17 protein-coding genes and 1 pseudogene are annotated in these 23,464 nt (G+C 64.0%); 13 read left to right on the top strand and 5 right to left on the bottom strand.

The window, feature by feature from the left end:
* Window positions 1-87: 87 nt before the first annotated feature.
* Window positions 88-255: pseudogene (locus ACV22Z_RS33420) on the top strand (NAD(P)/FAD-dependent oxidoreductase); the annotation flags it as partial.
* A 116-nt stretch (window positions 256-371) separates the two neighbouring features.
* Here the strand turns inward: ACV22Z_RS33420 and ACV22Z_RS33425 are convergent.
* Complete coding sequence (locus tag ACV22Z_RS33425; RefSeq protein WP_448080524.1) at window positions 372-872, bottom strand: Ohr family peroxiredoxin; 501 nt, start codon at window positions 870-872, stop codon at window positions 372-374.
* A gap of 367 nt (window positions 873-1,239) precedes the next feature.
* Window positions 1,240-2,760, bottom strand: coding sequence for a MocR-like pyridoxine biosynthesis transcription factor PdxR (gene pdxR, locus ACV22Z_RS33430; protein WP_448080525.1), 1,521 nt, complete (start codon window positions 2,758-2,760; stop codon window positions 1,240-1,242).
* A gap of 194 nt (window positions 2,761-2,954) precedes the next feature.
* Between pdxR and ACV22Z_RS33435 the strand changes: the two genes are divergently transcribed.
* The 4 genes from ACV22Z_RS33435 (at window position 2,955) to ACV22Z_RS33450 (ending at window position 7,202) form a co-directional block, all read left to right on the top strand.
* A complete protein-coding gene (locus ACV22Z_RS33435) occupies window positions 2,955-3,698 on the top strand; it encodes an SDR family oxidoreductase (RefSeq protein WP_448080526.1) in 744 nt (247 codons plus the stop codon).
* Window positions 3,699-3,781: 83 nt separating this feature from the next.
* A complete protein-coding gene (locus ACV22Z_RS33440; RefSeq protein WP_448080527.1) occupies window positions 3,782-4,819 on the top strand; it encodes a LysR family transcriptional regulator in 1,038 nt (345 codons plus the stop codon).
* A gap of 149 nt (window positions 4,820-4,968) precedes the next feature.
* Window positions 4,969-5,691, top strand: coding sequence for a response regulator transcription factor (locus ACV22Z_RS33445; RefSeq protein WP_448080528.1), 723 nt, complete (start codon window positions 4,969-4,971; stop codon window positions 5,689-5,691).
* Window positions 5,688-7,202: a HAMP domain-containing sensor histidine kinase gene (locus tag ACV22Z_RS33450; protein WP_448080529.1), complete on the top strand. Its 1,515-nt coding sequence runs from the start codon at window positions 5,688-5,690 to the stop codon at window positions 7,200-7,202. The genes ACV22Z_RS33445 and ACV22Z_RS33450 overlap by 4 nt, the downstream gene beginning before the upstream one ends.
* 55 nt (window positions 7,203-7,257) lie before the next feature.
* Here ACV22Z_RS33450 and ACV22Z_RS33455 read toward each other — a convergent pair whose 3' ends face one another.
* Window positions 7,258-8,364, bottom strand: coding sequence for an AraC family transcriptional regulator (locus ACV22Z_RS33455; RefSeq protein WP_448080530.1), 1,107 nt, complete (start codon window positions 8,362-8,364; stop codon window positions 7,258-7,260).
* Window positions 8,365-8,453: 89 nt separating this feature from the next.
* The gene (glyA, locus tag ACV22Z_RS33460) at window positions 8,454-9,701 is read right to left on the bottom strand and encodes a serine hydroxymethyltransferase (protein WP_448080531.1); all 1,248 of its coding nucleotides are present in this window, start codon (window positions 9,699-9,701) and stop codon (window positions 8,454-8,456) included.
* Between the two features lie 608 nt (window positions 9,702-10,309).
* Here glyA and ACV22Z_RS33465 point away from each other — a divergent pair.
* From ACV22Z_RS33465 to ACV22Z_RS33500, 8 genes are all read left to right on the top strand, one after another.
* On the top strand, window positions 10,310-11,599 hold the full coding sequence (locus ACV22Z_RS33465; protein ID WP_448080551.1) for a quaternary amine ABC transporter ATP-binding protein: 1,290 nt from the start codon (window positions 10,310-10,312) through the stop codon (window positions 11,597-11,599).
* Window positions 11,596-12,477 (top strand): ABC transporter permease, encoded by an 882-nt coding sequence (locus ACV22Z_RS33470; protein ID WP_448080532.1) that lies wholly within the window; start codon window positions 11,596-11,598, stop codon window positions 12,475-12,477. Before ACV22Z_RS33465 ends, ACV22Z_RS33470 begins: the two co-directional genes overlap by 4 nt.
* Window positions 12,478-12,673: 196 nt before the next feature.
* Window positions 12,674-13,555, top strand: a complete 882-nt coding sequence (locus tag ACV22Z_RS33475) for a glycine betaine ABC transporter substrate-binding protein (RefSeq protein ID WP_448080533.1) — start codon at window positions 12,674-12,676, stop codon at window positions 13,553-13,555.
* A 237-nt stretch (window positions 13,556-13,792) separates the two neighbouring features.
* Window positions 13,793-14,680 carry a dihydrodipicolinate synthase family protein gene (locus tag ACV22Z_RS33480; protein WP_448080552.1) on the top strand — a complete coding sequence of 296 codons (888 nt, stop codon included), beginning with the start codon at window positions 13,793-13,795 and terminating at the stop codon, window positions 14,678-14,680.
* Window positions 14,681-14,686: 6 nt separating this feature from the next.
* The gene (locus ACV22Z_RS33485) at window positions 14,687-16,018 is read left to right on the top strand and encodes an NAD(P)/FAD-dependent oxidoreductase (protein ID WP_448080534.1); all 1,332 of its coding nucleotides are present in this window, start codon (window positions 14,687-14,689) and stop codon (window positions 16,016-16,018) included.
* Between the two features lie 16 nt (window positions 16,019-16,034).
* Window positions 16,035-17,528 carry an aldehyde dehydrogenase gene (locus ACV22Z_RS33490; protein ID WP_448080535.1) on the top strand — a complete coding sequence of 498 codons (1,494 nt, stop codon included), beginning with the start codon at window positions 16,035-16,037 and terminating at the stop codon, window positions 17,526-17,528.
* A 330-nt stretch (window positions 17,529-17,858) separates the two neighbouring features.
* The gene (locus ACV22Z_RS33495) at window positions 17,859-18,860 is read left to right on the top strand and encodes a LysR substrate-binding domain-containing protein (RefSeq protein WP_448080536.1); all 1,002 of its coding nucleotides are present in this window, start codon (window positions 17,859-17,861) and stop codon (window positions 18,858-18,860) included.
* 89 nt (window positions 18,861-18,949) lie between these two features.
* The gene (locus ACV22Z_RS33500; RefSeq protein ID WP_448080537.1) at window positions 18,950-19,984 is read left to right on the top strand and encodes a GlxA family transcriptional regulator; all 1,035 of its coding nucleotides are present in this window, start codon (window positions 18,950-18,952) and stop codon (window positions 19,982-19,984) included.
* A gap of 618 nt (window positions 19,985-20,602) precedes the next feature.
* Here the strand turns inward: ACV22Z_RS33500 and ACV22Z_RS33505 are convergent.
* The gene (locus ACV22Z_RS33505; protein ID WP_448080538.1) at window positions 20,603-22,990 is read right to left on the bottom strand and encodes a WD40/YVTN/BNR-like repeat-containing protein; all 2,388 of its coding nucleotides are present in this window, start codon (window positions 22,988-22,990) and stop codon (window positions 20,603-20,605) included.
* Window positions 22,991-23,464 lie beyond the last annotated feature (474 nt).

Genomic DNA, 23,464 nt, shown 5'->3' on the forward strand with positions numbered 1-23,464 from the left:
GATGGGCACCACTTGGTGAGAGTCGATGGAGAAGCCGGGCAGCCTCAAACGACGCCCAACTCACGATCCGGAATTTCGGCGTCGTCTGGCCATTGGGGCGCCGTCTACTCGGAGGGCTGGGATCGGCAGATCAAACTGACGCATGCGGAAGGAAAGGCGCGCAAGCAGATGATCAACACGCAGTGGATCTACCCGCCGGCGCCGAATCGTACCGAAGCTCTGGCAGCGGGTAATCCGCAAGCATCCTTCGACTGACCTGTCGGTTCCCCCACACGCGTCGCCAGGTGCGCGGTGGGGCGGTCACGCACGGCGGCAGCAGCAATGAACGTTTTCAACGGACAAGACGCTGCTGCCGCGCGACAGGCGTTGGGTCAGTCAACGACGGTCACGATATTGACGGTGCCTTGTCTGGCCATCTTTGCATACGGGCACAGGCGTTCCGCAGTGCGAACCATCTCTTCCGCGGTGCTGCGATCGACGCCAGGCATCCGGACCCGGACATCGACGAGCAATGCATAGCCACCGTCCATGGGATCGCGGCCGAACGAAACCTGCACCTCCACGACTGTATCGGTGATCTCCATTTCGGCGCGTTTCTCGAGCAGGTTCAGTGCACCGTGGAAGCACGCTGCAAAGCCCGCCGCGAACAGCTGCTCCGGATTGGTCCCGTTGCCGGGCCCGCCGAACTCGGTGGGCAGCCGCAGATCGACAGCGAGATTTCCGTCATCCGAGCGGACCACGCCGGATGCGCGGCCGTGCCCCGTCTCGCCGCCGGACACGGTGACGGTCGTCGTATAAAGAGGTTGAAAATCCCGGCCCCGATACCTGTCGAGGAGCGAAAGCGGAGGGGCCTGCAGCTTCTTGTCATCCATGATGCATGCTCGAGTTCAGAGACGCGCTCCGACCCTCAGTCATTCATTCGTCGAAGCGTCTTGCGAACGGAGGCTGCACTGCCCGGGCATATGGCGTCTTCGAGAAATGCTGCGGAGCGAACGATCGTATGAGGAGTTCGGCAATCTTCCGGTGCAGCCCGATTCCTGGTTCGTCTACGGGAGAAAGACGCCTCCATGCTAGAGAAGCGCGAGCGGCGGAGGTATAGCCGTTCGGGGCGATTGTATGTTTCCCGTTGGACACCAATCCGGACCCCGGCGCGATGATCGCCGACACGAATTCCACGCGGCGCTCGGCGGCTGCGGCTGCCGGCGCGCACTGACGCACGCAGTTGCCGCGTGCCGCGCGTCAGCGGCCCAGGCACGCGCGCAGCGTTTGCGCGTGACGGTGCGCTTCGGCCGCATCGGCGATGTTCGCGAACCCGATGATGAGGCCGCGCGGCGTTTGCTGCGTGTGACTGTTCGTGTACCAGATCGACAGCGGCACGACCGCGAGTCCCGCGTCGCGGGCACGCGCGGCAACCGCGATGTCGTCGACCGGCTCTTCGGGCCCCTCTGCGAACCGCACCGCGAACTGGATGCCGCCGGGCGGCAATTCGACGATCAGCCGCTCGCCGAACGCCTGCCGCAATGCGTGCACGATCAGCGTGCGTCGCTCACCGTACAGCGTACGCATCCGCTTCAGATGCCGGGCAAAGTGCCCCTGTTCGATGAAATCCGCCAACGCAGCCTGCAAGAGTGTCGGCGAGCCGGCATTCATGCTGCATGCCACGCGTTCAACGCGCTCCACGGCTCGCTCTGGAATGACCGCGTACGCGAGCCGCAAACCGGGAAACATCACCTTGCTGAACGTGCTGCTGTAAATCACGTGATCGCGCCTGTCGAGACTCTTCAACGCCGGCAGCGGGCGGCCCAGATAACGAAACTCGCTGTCGTAGTCGTCCTCGACGATCCAGCCCGACGCTTTCTCGGCCCAATCCAGCAGCGCGATGCGCCGAGCGAGCGACAGCGTATACCCGAGCGGGGCTTGATGCGATGGCGTGACCAGTGCGAAGCGCGCCTGCGCGTCCAGTTGCATGCCGCGCGCGACGTCGATTCCTTCGGCGTCCACCGGCACCGGGACGAGTTGCACACCGGTCTCGGACAGGAAGCTGCGTGCGAGCAGATAGCCGGGATCCTCGAACCAGACACGGTCGTTCGGACGCGCGAGACTGCGCAGTACGAGTTCCAGCGTGGCGCGGTAGCCGCTGGTGATGAACACCTGTTCCGGCACGCAGGTGACGCCGCGCGACAGCGCCAGATAGGTGGCGATGTGTTCGCGCAGCGGCCGGTAACCGGCCGGATGCGGGTAGCCGAGCAGTGCGCGTTCGCCGCTGCGCGCGCGCAGCGATACGAGCCGGTGCCATACCTTGCGCGGAAATGCGTCGAGCGCCGGGACCCCGGGTTGCAACGGGCGCGGCTCGCCGCTCATCGCGACGGCGATTGGCTGCGGGCGCCGCGGAGGTGGACTGTCGCGCGACATGCCCGGCGCTTGGAGCAAGTCGGCGTTTTCGGTGCGCCGTGCCTGGTCGTCGGCGCGCGCGGGCGACGACCGCGTCAGCGATTTCGGCAGGGACGGCGATACGAATGTGCCTGCCGCGCCGCGCATTTGCAGATATCCCTCGTCGACCAGGATCGTGTAAGCCTGTTCGACGGTGCCGCGCGCCGTGTTCAGTTGTGTCGCGAGACCGCGCAGCGCGGGCACGCGATCGCCGGGACGCAGGTGGCCCGCGGCGATCGCGGTTCTGAACCGCTCGCAAATCTGCAGATAGACCGGCAACTGAAGTTGCCGGTCGATTTCGATGGTCAGTGTGGGCGTTTGCGCAGACATCACGGTCTCGTGGGTGACGGGAACAGACACGGCATGGACCAGTCCGATCGACGATTCTTGGCACTTATGGATAGGACATGATTCTTCCACAATTGCGGCACGCGATGCGACGGTCATGACCGCCTTCGTCGGATACGGCGCCCGTCATGTGCGTCACGCGTCCCAATGAAATCCTTTCGTCAGGAGATTTTGCGATGAAGATCGTTGTCATCGGTGGTTCGGGCCTGATCGGCTCGCGTGTCGTCACGCTGCTCGGCGAAGCCGGCCATCAGGCGCTTGCCGCCTCGCCGCGCACCGGCGTCAATACCATCACGGGCGAGGGCCTGACCGATGCATTGACGGACGCGGATGTCGTCGTGGACGTCGCGAATGCGCCGTCATGGGAACCGCAGGCGGTGCTGGACTTCTTCCGCACGTCTGCACGCAATCTGGGCAAGGCCGAAGTGGCCGCAGGCGTGCGCCATCATGTCGCGCTGTCGATCGTCGGCTGCGACCGGATGCCGGAGAACGGGTATTTCGAGGCCAAGGTCGCGCAGGAACAGGCGATCGAAGCGGCAGGCGTGCCGTACACGATCGTGCGCGCAACGCAATTCATGGAGTTCATCGGCGGCATTGCGGATTTCGGCACGGAAGGCGGCACGGTTCGCATCGGTGACGGACTGTTTCAGCCGATCGCCGCGGAAGACGTCGCGGCACTCGTCGCGCAGATCGCGCTCGCCGGGCCGCTGAACGGCACGGTCGAGATCGCGGGCCCGGATCGCGCACCGTTCGCGGAGATCGTCGCGCGCTATCTGAAGTCGGTCGGCGACACGCGCACGGTGGTGACCGATCGCGACGCCCGCTATTACGGCGGCCGCGTCGAGGAAAAATCGCTGGTGCCGCTCGGGCCTGCGCGACTTGGCCGCATCGGTCTCGACCAGTGGCTTGCTAGAAGCTGATTCGCGTTTGCACGTGTGGCGGTTCGCTGGCGCAGGCCAGCGACGGGAAATCGGGATGAGCGGCATGTCTGGGGGCAGCGAAAATGACTCAATCGGATACATCGGAGCATGGCGTTCGTTGCGACCTGGCCGGTCGCGCCGATGCGCTGTCGGCGAGCTTCGGTGCGAGCTATGCGGGCATCCTTGCATTCGTTGCAGTGGCGAGCGAGGGGAGTTTTACCAAGGCCGCCGAACTTCTCGGCGTCGGCCGGCCGGCCGTAAGCCGGAACGTTCAGAAGCTGGAGGCGCAGTTGAGTACGCGGCTGTTCCAGCGGACTACGCGCATGACCGAACTGACTTGCGAAGGCCAACGATTCTTCGAGAACTGCCACCAGGGCGTGGCGCAGATCGTGGAAGCCATGAACGACATGCTGGAGCTGCGTCAGGGGCCGCCGCGCGGCCTCATCCGGATCAGCTCGGCGGTGGGATTCGGCAGGAAAATCGTTGCGCCGCTGCTGGAAACGTTTGCGAAGGCCTACCCGGACATCGTCATCGATCTGCTGCTCGACGACCGGCCGATCGACCTGGTGTCGGAACGGATCGACGTGTCGTTCCGCAACGGACGCATCGAGGACTCCAGCATCATCGCCCGGCAACTGATTCCGATGCAGATGGCGCTCTGCGCGGCGCCGTCGTATGTGGCCAGGCACGGGCTTCCGCAGAGCCTGGAGGAACTGGGCCGGCACGAGTGCATCAATTTCCGTTTTGCCAGCGGTCGCATATTCGAATGGGAATTCAATGTCGATGGCCGCGTGCAAAAGTACCTGCCGACGTCGCGCCTCACGTTCAACGACGCGGATCTGGTGTTGCGTGCGGTTCTGAACGGGTCGGGCATTGCGCAGATGGCGGGCTATCAGATTCGCGACCATATCGCATCGAACGAGCTCGTTGTCGCGCTGGCGAAGCATGTGCCGGAAGATCGCGGCCACTATATCTGCTATCTCAGCCGGCAACATCTTCCGACGCGCATTCGTCTCTTCGTCGACTTCATGACCGAACAGATACGCGCACTCGACCTGAACTGCATGACGCGGTTCAACCCGGATATCACGGATGCTTCATCGGCAGGACTGGCGGCGTGAAGCGCACCATCCAAACATAAACGATTTGTGAACCCTTGCCGCCGCAAAATTTTGCACAATGGGGGGCAGGGCGGCATGCCGCCGCCATCCGGTCCCGACCCGGACCCCGACCCTGACCCCGAAGCGCCGCGCGGCGCCGCCGACCCGCCATGGACCACCCGAAACGCATCCTGATCGTCGAGGACGACGCCGACATCGCCGACGTGCTGAGCCTGCACCTGCGCGACGAGCGCTACGAGGTCGTGCACAGCGCGGACGGCGCCGAAGGCCTGCGGCTGCTCGAACAGGGCAACTGGGACGCGCTGATCCTCGACCTGATGCTGCCCGGCGTCGACGGCCTCGAGATCTGCCGGCGCGCGCGCGGGATGCAGCGCTATACGCCGATCATCATCACCAGCGCGCGGTCGAGCGAGGTGCACCGGATCCTCGGCCTCGAACTCGGCGCCGACGACTATCTGGCGAAGCCGTTCTCGGTGCTCGAGCTGGTCGCGCGCGTGAAGGCGCTGCTGCGCCGCGTCGACGCGCTCGCGCGGGATTCGCGGATCGAGGCCGGCACGCTCGACGTCGCGGGGCTGTCGATCGATCCGATCGCGCGCGAGGCAAGCGTCGACGGCGCGCGCATCGACCTGACGCCGCGCGAATTCGACCTGCTGTATTTCTTCGCGCGGCATCCGGGCAAGGTGTTCTCGCGGATGGACCTGCTGAACGCCGTATGGGGCTACCAGCACGAAGGCTACGAGCACACGGTCAACACGCACATCAACCGGCTGCGCGCGAAGATCGAGCCCGATCCGGCCGAGCCCGTGCGGATCCTCACCGTGTGGGGCCGCGGCTACAAGCTGGCCGCGCCGGACCAGCGGGACGCGCCATGAGGCTCACGCTCACGCAACGGCTGTCGCTCGTGTTCTCGGTGCTGCTGCTCGCCTGCTCCGGCGCGTCGGCATGGCTGCAGATCCGCGCGAACGACATGCGCGAAATGGAAGTCGTGCAGGGGCTGTCGCGCGATCTCGCCGCGCACATCGCGAACATCACGCCGCTGATGGACGCGAACGGCCTGCGACCGGACGCGGTGCGCACGCTGTTCGGCCAGCTGATGGGCGTGAACCCGAGCGTCGAGGTGTACCTGCTCGATAACGCGGGGCGGATCAAGGGCGACGATGCGCCGCCGGGGCACGTGAAGCGCGAGCGCGTCGATCTCGCGCCGGTGCAGCGCTTTCTCGCGGGTGAGCCGCTGCCGATCCTCGGCGACGATCCGCGCAGCCCGAGCGCGCGCAAGATCTTCAGCGCCGCGCCGCTGCGCCGCGCGGGCCAGGCGCCGGTGGGTTACATCTATGTGGTGCTGCTCGGCGAGGCGCACGACAGGCTGGCGGCGCGCTTTGACGCGGGCAACGTGCTGCGCACGACGCTGTGGTCGATGGCGGTCGTCGCGCTGCTCGGCCTGCTGGCGGGCCTGACTGCGTTCAGCTTCATCACGCGTCCGCTGCGGCGGCTGACCGATGCGATGCGCCGCTTCGATGCGAACGGCGAGCCCGACACGCAGCCACCGGTGCCGCGCTCGCCGCCGGGCCGGCGCGGCGACGACATCGTCGTGCTCGAATCGGCGTTCGCGCAGATGGCCGACCGGATCGGCGAGCAATGGCGCGCGCTGAGCCGGCAGGACCAGCAGCGGCGCGAGCTGATCACGAACATCTCGCACGATCTGCGCACACCGCTCACGTCGCTGCACGGCTATCTGGAGACGCTGTCGCTGAAGGCGGAATCGCTCGGCGACGCCGAACGCCAGCGCTACCTGTCGATCGCGCTCGTGCAGAGCGCGAAGGTCGGCCGGCTCGCGCAGGCGCTGTTCGAACTCGCGCGGCTCGAATCGGGCGGCGTGCAGCCCGTGCTGGAAGGCTTCTCGCTCGTCGATCTCGTGCAGGACGTGTTCCAGAAGTTCGAGCTGGCCGCGAAGGCGCGGCGGGTCGAGCTGCATGCGCAGATGCCGCCGCGCGTGCCGAACGTGTCGGCGGACCTGGGGATGATCGAGCGGGTGCTGACCAACCTGCTCGACAACGCGTTGCGGCATACGCCCGAGCATGGCAAGGTCGAGATCGCGCTCGAGCCGCGCGACGGCATGGTCGTGGTGACGGTTGCGGACACCGGCGCGGGGATTCCGCCGGAGCGCCGCGAAGGCCTGTTCCAGCGGCCGCAGCGGCCGATGAGCGCAGGCGGCGCGACGTTGAGCGGCGGGCTCGGGCTGTTGATCGTCCACCGGATGCTGCTGCTGCATGGCAGCACGATCCGCCTGGTCGATCGCGCGGGGCGGGGAGCCGTGTTCGAGTTCGCGTTGGCCGTGGCGAATGGGGCGGGCGACGCCGCGAATCGTTCCGCGGCCGCGCATTGAGCGTGACGGACTTGCCGCAAGGTGCGCGTGCTGCGCTCGCCTCCCGCCGCGCCGCTCACGCGCCCCGATTGCGCCGCACCTCGCTCGGCGTCTTGCCGGTCCAGCGCTTGAACGCGTGCCGGAAACCCACCGCATCGCTGAACCCGAGCGTGAGCGCGATGTCCTCGGTGCTGAGCGACGTCGTGCTCAGGTAGTCGATCGCAAGCGCCTTGCGCACGCTCGTCAGCATCTCGCTGTACGACGTGCCTTCGGTCTCGAGCTTGCGCCGCAGCGTGCGCGCGGTCATGCACAGGCTTTCCGCGATCGCGTCGATGTCCGGAAACTGTCCCGGCGTACGCGTGAGTTCCTCGTAGACGCGGCGCGTGACGCCCGACTGGGTGCGGAGTTCGTCGAGCAGGCGCGCGCAATGCGACGACACCTGCGCGGCGGTGATCGGATTCGCGAGCTGCGGCGCGCGTGCGAGCCACGCGGCCGGGTAGTCGAGCACGTTGCGCGGCTGGCCGAACGCGAGCGGGCATTCGAGCGCGTCGGACAGCATCGCCGCATGCGGCGGCTCCGGCTGCGTGAACTGCGCGCGCGCCGGCACGCACCATGCGCCCATCACGTCCTTGATGATCGTCACGTGCAACGCGAACTGCATGTCGATCAGGAAGCGGTACAACGGCTCGTCGAGACAGGGCAGCCGCGCCTCGTCCTGGTTCGGAAACAGCCACGATACCGTGTCGCCCTGCACGACCCAGTGGATCTCGAGCGCACGATTCGCGAGCTGGTGATATTTGACGGCCGAGTCGAACGCGTGGGCCATCGACTCCGAGCACAGCATCGCGTAGCCGTACATCCCGTAGCTCGACGCATGCAGCCGATGCCCGACCCGCACGCCGAGGTCCGGATCGCCGTACAGGCGGATCGCATTGCCTGCGGCCGTCAGGAACTGTTGCGACGAGGTCAGCGTGAACGCATCGGCGACGGCGGCGGGATCGAGGCCGGTCCCGGCCAGCACCGACCCCGCGTCGAGCCCGAGGTCCGATGCGACCTGGAGCAGGACCGCGAGCTTCGACGGCGAGAAGCGCTTTTCGCGCAGCAGGGCGGACAGCGTGGCGTCGGGCAACCGATCGCCGGGCGGCTGTGTGTCCGTCGGTTTCATCAGCGCGTCGCGCGGCATGACTGAGTCCTGAGTCTGATTCGATACCGGTTCCGGGCCCGCGATTCTGCGCCCGAACGCACGGTTTCGCCACAGGGTTCACCCTGAGATCAGCGATAGACCGGGAATCGCCTGGTCAGCTCGGCCACTTGCGTGCGCACGCGCTCGATCGTCGCCGTGTCTTCCGGGCTCTCGAGCACATCGGCGATCAGGTTGCCGACCAGCTCGGCTTCCGCCGGGCCGAAACCGCGCGTCGTCATCGCCGGCGAACCGAGGCGCACGCCGCTCGTCACGAACGGCTTCTCCGGATCGTTCGGGATCGCGTTCTTGTTCACCGTGATGTGCGCAGCACCGAGCGCCGCTTCAGCCGCCTTGCCGGTGATGTGCTTCGCGCGCAGGTCGACCAGCATCACGTGGCTTTCGGTGCGGCCCGACACGATGCGCAGGCCACGCTTCACGAGCGTTTCCGCCAGCACGCGTGCGTTCTCGACCACCTTCTGCTGGTAGGCCTTGAACTCCGGCGACAGCGCTTCCTTGAACGCGACGGCCTTCGCGGCAATCACGTGCATCAGCGGACCGCCCTGGATGCCCGGGAAGATCGCCGAGTTGATCTGCTTCTCGTATTCGGCCTTCATCAGGATCACGCCGCCACGCGGGCCGCGCAGGCTCTTGTGCGTCGTGGTCGTGACGAAATCGGCGTGCGGCACCGGGTTCGGGTAGACGCCCGCGGCGATCAGGCCTGCGTAGTGCGCCATGTCGACCATCAGGTACGCGCCGACCGACTTCGCGATCTTCGCGAGACGCTCGAAGTCGATCTTCAGCGCGAACGCCGACGCGCCTGCGACGATCAGCTTCGGCTTGTGTTCCTGCGCGAGCTGCTCGGCGGCTTCGTAGTCGATGTCTTCGCTTTCGTTCAGGCCGTAGCTCACGACGTCGAACCACTTGCCCGACATGTTCACCGGCGAGCCGTGCGTCAGGTGGCCGCCGTGCGCGAGGCTCATGCCCATGATCGTGTCGCCCGGCTTGAGCATCGCGAAGAACACGCCCTGGTTCGCCTGCGAACCCGAGTTCGGCTGGACGTTCGCGGCCTCGGCGCCGAACAGCGCCTTCACGCGGTCGATCGCGAGCTGCTCGACGATGTCGACGTATTCGCAGCCGCCGTAGTAGCGCTTGCCCGGATACCCTTCGGCGTACTTGTTCGTCAGCTGCGAGCCCTGCGCGGCCATCACGGCCGGGCTCGTGTAGTTTTCCGAGGCGATCAGCTCGATGTGATCTTCCTGACGGCGATTTTCCTGCTCGATCGCTGCAAAGACTTCGGGATCGACGTTTTCGACGGTACGGGTGGCACGAATGAACATGTCGTTTTCCAATGGCGAGTGAAGAAGTGTCCTGTTTGATGGGCAGGCGGCCCCACTGCGCTATTTGAAAAGACAGGCGGCGCTTGCGCTAGAACGATTGCGACACATCGGTAGGACATTGTGAGAATCGGCGGCTTCCCTGGGTAAACAGACCTTGGGACTTTCCCCTAAAGCGCATGCTTCCGTCGATTTTCCGTTCGGGTTGCCGAGGGTAGTCCGCCGGCGCGCTTTTCGCCGCAGCGCCCCGTCGGTATTGGCGTTGCTCGTCGACTGCCTGGCGGGGCGCCGTCCGGGCGACCGCAGCCCGCGTCGCATTCATTACCAAAGGTATGGGAAAGGGTGGAGAAAATGTCGCTGGATGCTTCTATTTGGCTTGATACGCTGCAATCAATGCATTAACCACCTTTTGAAAGCGCAATCTCTGACCGAATATTCCAATAATCGGCAGATTGTCGGTGATTCGTGCGGTCTTGCGATCGACGGTGTTCGATTTCGGCGCAAGCGGCGCGATCCCCCCGATACAGGCGAACGACGGTCGGCTGATGAACGCAACCGCGATCGCCGACCGAGCGCTTCAATTTCCTGAAACAGCCAGTTGGGATGACAGAATGACCCCGAATCTGACATACACGCCGGGCGATGTGATACCGCAACGCGCAATCGATACAGGCGCCGCGCCATCGGTGTCCCGGCCCGTTGCCGTGTCCGGAACCGACGTTCTGACGGTCAAGAACCTGTCGAAGATCTTCGGCCCGAAACCAGAACGGGCGGCCGAGCTGATGAAGCAGGGCCTCGGCCGGAACGAGATTTTCGCCGAGACCGGCAACATGGTCGCGGTCAACGACGTCAGCCTGAGCGTCAGGGCCGGCGAGATTTTCGTCATCATGGGACTGTCGGGCTCGGGGAAGTCGACGCTCGTTCGACTGCTCAACCGCCTGATCGAACCGACGTCCGGTCAGGTCGTGCTTGAAGGCCGCGACGTCGCGCCCATGTCGACGCCGGAGTTGCGAGCCGTTCGCCGGCAGAAAATGGCCATGGTGTTCCAGTCGTTCGCGCTGCTGCCGAACCGCACCGTGCTCGACAACATTGCGTACGGACTCGAAGTCGCGGGCGTCAAGAAGGCCGAGCGGTACGACATCGCGCGCGCCGCATTGAAGCGCGTCGGTCTCGGATCGTACGAGGAGCTGCTGCCGAGCGAGCTCTCCGGCGGCATGCAGCAACGGGTGGGCCTTGCCCGTGCGCTTGCCGTCAATCCATCGGTACTGTTGATGGACGAAGCCTTTTCGGCGCTCGACCCGCTGATTCGATTCGAAATGCAGAACGAGCTGTTGCGCCTTCAAAAGGAAGAGCAGCGGACGATCGTCTTCATTTCCCACGACATAGAGGAAGCGGTCAAGATCGGCGGCCGGATCGGCATCATGAAGGACGGTTGCCTGATTCAGGTCGGCACGCCTTCCGAACTCATTCAATCGCCGGCGGACGAGTACGTGCGGGACTTTTTCCGCAACGTCGACGTGTCGCGCTTCCTCAAGGCATCCAGCCTGCTGACCCAGGTCGACCGCGGGCTGATTTCGTGCGATGCCGGCACGCCGTCCGAACGCTACCTCAACCAGCTCATCGACAGCGGCGCCGAATGCGGATACGTCTGCGACGAAGCCGGCCGGTATCTGGGTTGCGTCACGGCGGCAACGCTGCACAAGTCCGGAAGCCGCCCGATTCGTGAAGCGTTCATTCACGACGTCGATGGGGTTTCGACGGAAACGGATCTGCATCAGCTTGCGGCCATCGCGCTGAACCAGCAACACGATGTGCCCGTCACGGATGCGGCCGGCAGGTTCGCCGGCGTGGTGTCCTGCCGGACGATACTCAAACAGGTGATGGAACGGAGGGCAGCATGAACGCGTCGGTAATCGGGAAGTTTGCAGAAAGCGTCGTCAACTTCCTCTTTCAACATTTTCGCGGCGGTTTCGACGCCTTCTCGGCCGGACTCGGCGCGGTGGTGAAGCTGCTTGAAGACGGGCTCGCCGCGATTCCGTTCGTCGCCATGCTCGTCATCCTGGTCGGGCTCGCGTTGTGGCGTCGCGGTGTGGTGTTCTCGATCTTCGTCGGCATTGCGCTCCTCGTCATCCACTACATGGGCTTGTGGGCGCAGACCGTGTCCACGCTGGCGCTCGTTACGGCGGCGACGTTCTTCAGCCTGGTGATCGGCGTGCCGCTCGGCATCTGGGGCGCGCGGAACAACCGGGCAGGCATGGTGCTGCGCTCGCTGCTCGACTTCATGCAGACGATGCCCGCATTCGTCTACCTGATTCCGGCCGTCATCCTGTTCGGATTGGGGCGTGTTCCAGCCGTGATTGCCACGATCGTGTTCGCGATGCCGCCGGTCGTACGCCTGACCACGCTCGGGATTCGGCAGGTGCGCGAGGAGTTGATGGAAGCCGGGCGCTCGTTCGGCAGCACTGACTGGCAGCTCCTGTGGAAGATCCAGCTGCCGAACGCGTTGCCGTCCATCATGGCCGGCGTGAACCAGACGATCATGATGGCGCTGTCGATGGTGGTGGTTGCATCGATGATCGGTGCGGGCGGCCTGGGCGAGTACGTGCTGAGCGGCATTCAGCGTCTCGACATCGGGATCGGTTTCGAAGGGGGCCTCGGCGTCGTGCTGCTCGCGATCGTGCTGGACCGTCTGACCGAGAGCTTCGGTGTGAAAGCGAAGAAGTCCAGGCCGGCTCGCAGCGCGAGGAAGTCGAGCGCAAGCGGCACCGCGCAGGCCTGACCGATCCTCCGGCCACGATCGCAGGCGTTCGCTCCGGACGCGATCGACCAAGGGTGTTTGAAGTGCGGGGCGGCGCGGTCACGCAAGTGCCGTCGCGACAGAAGTGCAGCAGTGCAGCAGTGCGCGGGGACCAGACACGCTACATCACGGCGTCCGTCATCGTTCAAGGACAGTGTTGATTACAGAGGACTACTAGATGAACAGCAATGCATTCAAATCGCTTCTTGCGAAACTCGCGGTGACGGCGGTCGTTTCCATCGGTGTCGGCATCGGGCCGGCCTCGTCCGCCGAGCCAATCAGGATCGCGGTGACGAACTGGGCGGACGTCCTCGCGGTCGCCAATGTGGCCAAGTACGTGCTGGAAACCAATCTCAAACAGCCCGTCCAGTTCGTGCAGGCCGATATCGGCATCCAGTACCAGGGCGTGGCGCGCGGGGACCTGGACATCATGGTGGGCGGGTGGCTGCCGGTGACTCACGCGACGTACTACGCGAAGTACAGGAACGACATGGATGATGTCGGCATCATCTATACGGGCGGCAAGAATGGCTGGGCAGTGCCGGCCTACATTCCCGAGGCCCAGTTGTCGTCGATTGCCGATCTCAACAAGCCCGAGGTCAAGAGCAAGCTGAACGGGACCATCCAGGGCATCGAGCCGGGCGGTGGCCTGATGCAGGCGTCCGAAAAGACCGTCAAGGCCTACAACCTCGATGGCTACAACCTCCAGGCGTCGAGCGAAGCCGGCATGCTCGCGGGTGTATCGCGCGCCTATCAATCGAAGCAGTGGATCGTCGCAACGGCCTGGAGCCCCCATTGGCTGTTCCAGAAATGGCAGATGCGCTACCTGAAGGATTCGAAGGGAACCTTGGGCGGCGAGGAGCAGATTCACGCATTCGCGTCGAAGCAGTTCGCCGGCAAGTTTCCCCGCGCCGACGTGTTCTTCAAGCACTTCAAGCTGACGCTCGCCGATGTCGAGGCGATCGAGTTCGAAGGAAACAGCACGAACGACTACGCAACTGCGGCAAAGAAATTCGTCGACGCGCATCCGGACAAGGTGAAGGCCTGGCTGCAGCAGTAAGCCGGCCTCGTGGCCTCGGCGATCGACGCGAAACGGCAGCTTGCGGGGGCCGGGCGTGTGGGCGGTGGCTCGGGGCCGATATCGCATCGGCCCGGCCTCGACGAAATCGCCGGCTTTGCAGCACATACAGAGAGAACGTTTTTTGGAAATGCCGGTTCCTTGCGTTTCGTCATTGCCGATCCCGGTATTGAAGGGCGCGCAAGGGCTCCGGTGAACTTGTTGAAGAGAGGAATCGAAATGAGCTTCGAGGGCGTGCATACACCGCTGGTCACCCCGTTCAACGCAGACGGCGAAATCGACCATGAATTGCTCGGCCGGCATGCGGCCAATCTGGCCGGCCGCGTGTCCGGCCTCGGTATCGGCGGAACCACGGGCGAATACTACGCGCTGAGTTTCGACGAACGTGTCCGGACGTTCAATACCGTTGCCGACGCGGCGGGCGGCAAGACGTTCGTGACCGCCGGCATCAATGCCACCACGACCAGGGAAGTGATTCGCCTGGGGCAGGAGGCCAAGCGGGCCGGTCTGTCGGCGCTGCTGGTCGCCGCACCATACTATGCGCAGCCGACTCAGGAAGAACTTCTGGCCCACCTGCTGAAGGTCGACGATGCGCTCGACATGCCGGTCATGCTGTACAACTTCCCGGCTCGCACGGGCACGGAGATCGGCGATGGCGTGCTCGCCACGCTGCTCGAGCGCCGAAACTTCGTCGCGATGAAGGAGAGCACGGGTGACATTTCCCATCTGCACCATCTCGCCACGCATTTCCGCGACAGACTGGTGTTGAGCTGCGGGATGGACGATCAGGCGCTCGAGTTCTTCGTGTGGGGCGCGAAGAGCTGGGTGGCAGGTGCGTCGAACTTCCTGCCCGAAGCGCATATGGCGCTCTACGACACGTGCGTGAAGCACGGCGATTTCGAAACGGGCCGCAAGCTGATGGCGCAACTGCTGCCGGTGCTCGAGCTGCTCGAGCGAAGCGGCAAATTCATTCAGTACGTTCGCTGCGGCTGTGAGCTGGCAGGGCTGCCGGTCGGCCCGGCGCGCGCGCCGCTTGGCGCGCTGTCCGACGAAGAGCGCAACGCATTCGCGCGGCTCGTGAAGCCGCTGTTCCGCCAGGATCAGTGATACGTCATGACCTCGAATCTGGAATTCGCGCGGTTTCCCGCACCGGACGGCGTGAACGGCTGGTGGGAAATCCTGCCGCCGCCAGCACCGGCCGACACAGTATCCGCCGAGCATCGATACGACTGGGTCGTCGTGGGCGGCGGCATTACCGGGCTTTGCGCCGCCCGGCGGCTGGCCGAGCTCGAGCCGGGTGCGTCGATCGCGCTCGTCGAGGCGGATCGCATCGGACGCACGACAGCCGGACGGAATTCCGGATTCTTCGTCGATCTGCCGCACGATATCAGCAGCGAAAGCTACTCGCGCAGCGTGGAAGAGGACAAGGCCGACGTCCGGTTCCAGCGTCATGGGATCGACTATGTGCGCTCGGTCGTACGGCGGCACAACATCGACTGCGACTGGCGGGACGAGGGCAAATTTCATGCATCGGCCAACCGGAAAGGAGAGGCGGCGCTCGCCCATTTTGCGGACGGCCTTGCGAGGATCGACGAAGCGTTCGAATGGCTCGACGATGCGGCGATTCGCGCGGTGACCGGCACGGATTTCTATCGCGGCGCACTGTTCACGCCGGGCTGCAGCACGGTGCAGCCGGCCGCGCTGATGCGCGGCCTGGCGGCGACGCTGCCGAACAACGTGAAGGTGTTCGAGCTGAGCGCAGTGACGGAAATCGAGCATCGCGGCGACACGCGGGTGTTGCATTTCGCGGGCGGCAAGATCGCCGCGAAGCAGGTCATTCTCTGCACGAATGCTTACGCGGCGACCTTCGGCCGGCATCCGAACGGTTTGCTGCCCGTTTATACGTTCGCGTCGATGACGCGCGTGCTGAACGCGGACGAAGTCAAAAGGCTCGGCGGAACGCGATCGTGGTCGCTGATTCCGGCGGACCCGATGGGCACCACCGTGCGCCGGCTGGTGACGGACCGCATCTGCGTGCGCAACCATTTCGCATTCCGGCCCGGGCTCGAAGTGTCGCCGGCCGATCTGATGAAGGCGAAGAGCCTGCATCGGCGATCGTTCGATCGCCGGTTCCCGATGCTGAACGGCGTCGAACTCGAATACACGTGGGGCGGGCCGTTGTGCCTGTCCGCGAACAACGGCGCGCTGTTCGGGCGCCGGAGCGACGGCATCTTCGAAGCGGTCGGGTGCAACGGGCTCGGCCTGAGCAGAGGATCCGCATCCGGCAAGCTCATTGCCGAATACGCGCTCGGTCAATCGGGCGGCCTCGTGCGCCAGCTGTTGAATCAGCCGCATCCGCGTTCGTTGCCGGTTCGGCCGATCGTCGACGTGGCGGTATCGGCCGCAATCTGGGCGAAGGAATTTTCGGCTGGCGCCGAGCTTTGATCTGTGAGGACAGGACATGACGACGCATCAGGAATGGAAGCAGAAAGCAGCAGTGTTGTCGCTGGACGGTCGGGCGTTCATCGGCGGGCAGCGATGCCCGGCCGCATCGACTGAGACGTTCCGCACGCTCAGCCCCGCGTCGGGCAAGGTGCTGGCCGATGTGGCCCGATGCGACGAGAAGGACGTCGATCGGGCGGTCGCGGCCGCCCGCGACGCATTCGAATCCGGCGTGTGGTCGAAGGCCGCGCCGGCGCATCGAAAGGCGGTTCTGCTGCGGCTGGCGCAACTGATCGACGCGCATGCGGAGGAACTGGCGCTGCTCGAAGCGCTCGAGGCAGGCAAGCCGATCGCCGAATGCATCGGGCTGGATATTCCCGAGTCGGCGGCCTGCATTCGCTGGCATGCCGAAGTGACCGACAAGCGATATGACGCGCTGTCGCCGTCGGGAGCGGGTGTCGTGAGCATGATTACCCGCGAACCGATCGGCGTCGTAGGCGCCGTGCTGCCATGGAATTTTCCGGCGCTGATGCTCGCATGGAAGATCGGCCCGGCGCTGTCCGTCGGCAACAGCGTGATCGTGAAGCCGGCTGAGCAGACGTCGTTGTCGACCTTGCGCATCGCCGATCTCGCGTTCGAGGCCGGCGTGCCCGCGGGGGTGTTCAGCGTGGTCACGGGCTTCGGCGAAAGCGCAGGCCAGGCGCTGGGACGTCATCCCGACGTCGATCTGGTTGCGTTCACCGGATCGACCGCAACCGGAAAGCGCTTCCTGCACTATTCGGCGGATACGAACCTGAAGCGCGTGGTGCTCGAGTGCGGCGGCAAGAATCCGCAGGTGATCCTGCCGGACGTCGCGAATCTCGATGTGGTGGCCGAGCAGGCGGTGGCGGCCGCATTCTGGAACATGGGGGAGAACTGCAGCGCGGGTTCCCGGATCCTCGTTCCGTCGCATCGGAAGGCGGAGCTGCTGGAAAAAGTCCTGGCGGTGCTCGCGGGCTGGAAGACGGGCGACCCGCTCGACCCGGACGTGAAGCTCGGCGCGCTGATCGAGGAAAAGCACCATGAGAAAGTGCTCGCGCATATCGACAAGGCGAAGCAGGAAGGCGCGCGCGTCGTGTGCGGCGGGCGCGCGACGCTCACCGAGACAGGCGGGTGGTTCGTCGAGCCCACGATCTTCGACCAGGTGTCGCCTGACATGAGCATCGCGCGCGAGGAGGTTTTCGGGCCGGTCGTCTGCTTCATCGAATACGAGGATGTCGACGACGCCGTTCGAATCGCCAACGACACGTGCTACGGGCTCGCCGCGTCGCTGTGGACGGACAACGTCAACAGCGCTCACAAGATCGCGGCCCGCATCCGCGCGGGCACCGTGACGGTGAACTGCTTCGGCGAAGGGGATCTTTCGACGCCGTTCGGCGGCTTCAAGCAATCGGGATTCGGCGGGCGCGACAAATCCGTTTATGCGCACGATCAATATTGCGAATTGAAGACGACGTGGCTGAAGCTCGATTGAAGGCGGAGGCACGAATGCCAGCCCGGCCGGTCTGCCGGGCTGGCTGTCGCGCGGTTCCGCATGAGCCTGCCGCACATCATCAACAGGAAGTGAAATCAAATGCATCCTGGATTCACTGGAACCGGCGTACTTGAAGCGTGACCGTGCCGGCATGCCTCCGTTTCCGCAAGCGCCTCTCTTGCCAGCTTGCGGACGGGCTCGCAAACTGATCCGATCCGCGTTTCTTGCGTGGTTGGTGGCAGGATTGCGGGATTTTCGCCGGCAGCGTGCGCCCGTTGACGAACGGTGCATCGATCTGCGTTGCGGGTATCCGTTTTGAGAGTGAAACCCATGTCGAAGAAGCAGCTATTTACAGACCGGCTCCTCGCGCAGATGCCATCGCTCCGGGCGCTGAGGTGCTTCGTGACGGCGGCGCGATACGAGAGCTTCACTCAGGCCGCCGAGGTGCTGTGCGTGACCCAGGCGGCAATCAGCAGACAAATCAAGGAGCTGGAGGATTCCCTCGACGTCGCGCTGTTCGAGCGCACCGGCAGGCATATCGCGCTGACTGACGCCGGACGCATCCTGTACAACGCGTCGTACCTGTCGATCATGAACATCGCGGAAGCGGCCGAGGCCGTACGCCGCACGGACAAGCATGCATTGACGATCTGCGTGTCGCATACGTTTTCCGCGCTGTGGCTGTCGTCCCGGCTGCCGGCGTTCCGCGAGCGATTTCCGGATATCCGCATGCACGTGATGGTCACCGAGCACTTCATGGAGCTGGACGAGCTCATGGAGCCCGACATCATCATCACCAAGAATCCGCCGCGCGAGGCCGAGTTCGAGGTCGAGCCGCTGTTTCATGATGTCGTCTATCCGGTTTGCAGCCCGTCGTTCCACGAACGGCATTTTCGCGGACGGACGCTGAAGCCGCTGGATCTGCTGTCGCAGCCGACGTTGAACCTGTCGTTGCTGGGACGCGCGCAGGTTTGCGAGCACGTGGACTGGCGCGTGTGGCGAAACTGGTTTCAGCAGGGCGACGGCACGGATATGCTGGTCGAGAACCGGCATCTGGAGAGCAACGACTACCGGCTCCTGGTCGCCCAGGCCGAAGCCGGCGAAGGGACGCTGCTTGGCTGGCATCACCTCGTTCATCGTCAGGTCGAGCAGGGGAGCCTGATGCGGCCGGTTCAGGACGTGCTCGTGTTTCGCGACCGTCATCACTATCTGATTACCCACAAGAACGCGCAGTCGCGTGCGGAATATCGGCAGTTTCGCGACTGGCTGGACGACGAGGTTGGCGCAATGATGCACGGCTGGCTCGACGTCGGCATCGATGTCGCCAAATAGCGGGCGATGAGGCCGAGTTCGCGAGGCGCCGCTCTGGCCGTCGAATGGGTTCGTTTTCGATCGTTTGATGCATTGACGCAGGCAGTTTCATGGTGAGCCATTCGACCGATGCCACGGCCGCAGCTTCACGACAGCTCCGCTTCGGGATCGTGCTGTTGCCCAATTTCACGCTGACCGCCTTTTCGGGCTTCGTCGACCTCCTCAGGCTCGCGAGCGATGAAGGCGACATGAGCCGGCCGGTTCGATGCTCATGGACCATCGTCGGAGAAAATCACGTTCCGGTCCGCGCGAGCTGTGGAATCCAGATCACGCCGTGGACGACCTTCGAAGAGGCGGGGGCGTTCGATTACGTCGTGATCGTCGGCGGGCTGCTGCATTCAGGGCCGCCGGCGAGCGACGCGACCTTGGCGTTCATTCGCGCGATGGCCGGTACGTCGGCCACGCTCGTGGGCGTTTGTACGGGCGCGTTTGCGCTCGTCCGGGCCGGCGTGATGAGCGGATATCGCATCTGCGTGAGCTGGTTTCACTATTGGGATTTCGTCGAGCGCTTCCCGGGCATCGACGAGCGCAACCTCGTCGCCGACCGGCTTTTCGTCGTGGACAGACGGCGCATCACCTGCTCCGGAGGGCGCGCGTCGATCGACGTGGCGGCCGCCATCCTGCTTCGCCATTTCGATGCCACGATCGTCCGGAAGGCGCTCCGTATCCTGCTGGTGGACGATGCGCAAAAGGGGAATGCGCCGCAACCGCATCCGCCGGGGCTCGAGCCCGCGACACATCCGAAGGTCCGGCGGGCCATTCTCTTGATGGAACAGCACATCGGCCAGCCGCTGAGCCAGATCGAGCTTGCCCGACGGCTCGAAGTGTCGGTGCGGCAGCTCGAACGTCTGTTCGCAACGGAAACGGGCAAGTCGCCTCGCGCTTACGCAAGACAGATTCGAATCCGGATGGCGTCATGGCTGTTGACGAGCTCCGATCGCACCGTCGCCGATATTGCGACATCCTGCGGATTTTCGGACGCGTCGCACCTTGGCCGCGAGTTCAGGAAGGAATTCGGAGAATCGCCGAACGCGTATCGCGCGGCGCGGCCGCCGAATGCCGCGGAGACGGTACTTGCCGGCTAGCGCGCGTTTACACTACCGAAGGCCTTCGACGCTTGTACATCTCCATGACGCGCGGCGGGCAGTCATGCGTGACGTGACACTGAAAGCCGGAGCCAATCAGGGAACAGCGTTGCGCGGCCTACTCGGGCGATGAGGGGGAAGACACGGCGGAGCTGGCGCTGGACGGAGGCGGTCTTACGGGTTTGAAGCCCGGCAACGGCTGCCGCGCGTGTTTCGACGGGTTGACTGGCTCGACGTCAGGCGGGACGACGGGCCGCGTTCCCTGGAGCGGCGGAGGCGTATCTTGCGGCGAATCGCAAAATGGCACATAGCCGCACGCGGACGATTTGTCGCAATACCAGGCCCAGTGACAGGCGGCAGCCGCAGTTTGCGTGGTGAAAAATAACACGAGTGCCATTTTCGCCGGGGAACCCAACAATCTCATATGGCCGGTATCTCGTTTGCCGGTGGCGTTCGAAGTCATTGCCGAACCTCTTGTTTGTACACTATCTGGCGCGCTGGCGCATGCGTTCAGGGCCGATGCCGCCGCGCTGGCAGCCCGCTCCCTGCCTGCGGGCCGCCAGCCGGCAAATCGAAAGAAGCATGGTTCCGGATCGATTGCCTCTTTCGTCCGTTCAATCAATCGTGCTCGCGGTGTACACGTGGCTCAACCTTGGGCAAATCCTCATGCAGTTCCATCGGATCCGGCTTGTCCGTTGCGGGTTCCGACTCGGTATCGTCACCGTGGAAGAAACGTTTCAATGTCCAGGCGCCGCGCCCAAGAATCCCTGCGACGAGCACGTTATCCGTATAGTCGTAGTGCAGGTCAAGCACCAGACCGTGCGGCAGTTTCCTGCTCAACCGGGACCACTTGCTCCCTCCCGGCGTGCCCGCTCCGGGCAACTGGAACACGCCGCCAAGGCCCCCCACGATGAGGACTTTCTGAGTGATCGAGGGATCGTCAGAGCTGAAGATCTCGATCGTCCTTGCATCCTGGAGCAGAGCATTCAGGTTGGCCGTGAGATTGGACCAGGAGGATCCCTCGTCGAAGGACGCCCACACCCGACTCTGGTCGTCGACCACATATACGCTGCGGAAATCCCTGGGGTCCGAAACGAGGCTCCGGACACTGCTGCCAGGATATGTGTTCAACGTCGTGACGGGACCCCCGAGCGTCGTGCGGTGCCAGATGTAGGGGCCGGCGGCGCCTCGCGTGCCGACATAGAAGACGTCCGGTTTGGCAACCGTACCCAGGCGGCCGCCATACGACAGCGAGGTGATGAATTTGCCGGTGAATCCCAGGTTGTTGAGAGAATCCCCCTTGTTCAACGACTCGTAGATCGTTGCCGTGCCGATCAGCATTCGGCTCGGATCGATCCTGTTGAGGACATACGGATTGTAGAACTGGATGTTGGGATCGAACTGGTAAAGCGTCTTGCCGGCTCCGGCTCCTGCGACGATCAGCAGCCCGAGCGGTGTAACAGATCCACCCAACAGGGTATTGCTGGCGCTCCATGTCGAGCGATTGAATAAGCCGAGATTGAAGAAGCTCGTGTATCGAATCGATGTCCCGGCGTGTGTCGGGCTCGTGTCGACCGCGACGACACCGCCGTCACCCTGGAGAAAGTCGGTCCACGTGAAATTTCCCGGCGAATTCTGCATTGGCGTCCCGGTATCCTGAGCACCGCCGAAGATGACCTTGCTGACCGAGTCGTATGCGGCGGAGTGCAGCTCCGTCGGGCGGAGGTTTCCGTTCACGGATTGCCATTGTCGGCTGGCTGCGTTGGGCGTGATCAACGAATAAATGCCGCCGTCATTGACCTGCAGAAGGTTGCCGCTGGCATCGAAGGCCATGCCGCGGGAATCTGCGTGGGGCGAGGTGCCGTGGGCGCCGTTGCAGACGACGTTCTGCCATGGTGAGCCAAGAGAAGCATCGCCGCGGAACGTGTTGCCGCTAAAGTTGATGCAGCCGTTGGCACTTGGCAAGGCCTGTCGATCGCCGGAGATGAAGACCACGTTGGGATTCCTCGGATCCGCCACGATCGCGCCATGCACGTCACCCTGGGCGCCCGGGAAAATGGATGGCGACGGAACGCCCATCGGAGTCCAGTTTGCGCCGTCGGTTGCAGATCGAAACACGCCGCTCAATGTTCCGGTCGAGTTGATGACCATTGCATAGACAACCCCCGTGCCCCGGCCGACTGCCAGCAGGATGCGGGCCGAAGTGCCGAGCGCCGACAGACCGGAATCGACGGGGACCCAGGTTGCACCGCCATCGTTGCTGCGGTACACGCCTGCGGCCGCACCACCGCCAAATTGCTGAGGAACGGCGGCATAGAAGCGGTACGGGTCGGTGGGATCGGCGACGAGGCTGCTGACCCCGGCATTGGGCAGGCCTGCTGTTCCGCCTGAAATTCGGGTGAAGGACTTGCCGCCGTTCGTGCTTCGGTAAACGCCGCCTCCGTCGAAAAGTGTGGCGGCGAGCACCACTTGTCCATCGAGTCCGCCGGAGGTAATCGACGTCGGAACGATGCTGGTGATGCGGCGCCCCGCAAACGTCGTACCTGCCTCTATCGACCAGGTGTTGCCTCCGTCGGTTGTTCTAGCCACGCCGAACCCGGGGCTTCCGTCAAACCCGTCGGAACTCGTACTGCCCGTGCCGGCAAACAGCGTGCTTGAAGTGAGCGGGCTGACGGCGAGAGAGCTGATTGAAAGAGCGGGCAGCTTGTGGTCGGTCAGGGGAATCCATATCGGAGTTGCGGCAGTTTCGGTGATGGTCTTCCACACGCCACCGTTGACCGTTCCCACATAAGCGACATTCGCGTTTACAGGATCGGGAACGATTGTGTTTACGCCACCCGAAACCGGGTTGTTGAGCAATCCCTCAGCCTGCCCGTTGAGAATCGGTCCGGGGCCCTGTTCGACCCATGCGGCTAGAGCCGATGTGGCAGCGATGCAGTTGAGCACCATTGCAATTCCAAGCGCATTCGAGATTCGGCGAATACGATGCATTACGGTAAACATCATTTTTCACTCCTTAACAATTGATGTCTGAAATATGTAATGAACCGACAAAATGCGCTCATCAGTACGCGTTTATTGGGGTGCTGCCGGCTGATCCGGTGCGCCGGCCGCATTTCGATTACCCGCGCACTCGCGTCGACATCGAATGCGTTGGAACAGGCGATCGCCAAACAGGGCGTTACGTTGAGCGGCTTTGAATGAAGCGCTGAAGTGAAGATCGCTTCCAGGCCACATCACGCTCATCGAAATAGAAAAATCTGTTGAATACACTTCCGGTTTCGGTAACTCATTAAACCGTGCTCGAAGCCACCATCAAACGCAAGTGCGCCATTCACGCCCGACAGGCGGGACACTCATGCCAGAATTCACACGCAGCGTCATTTCTACTCGGTGAATCGACAGTGATGCACCGATTCATGGCGATTGAGCGAGCAATGCGCCAATTCCGATTTTCCGCAAACGTTAAATGGATGATGG

The organism is Burkholderia sp. PU8-34, from assembly GCF_053427725.1.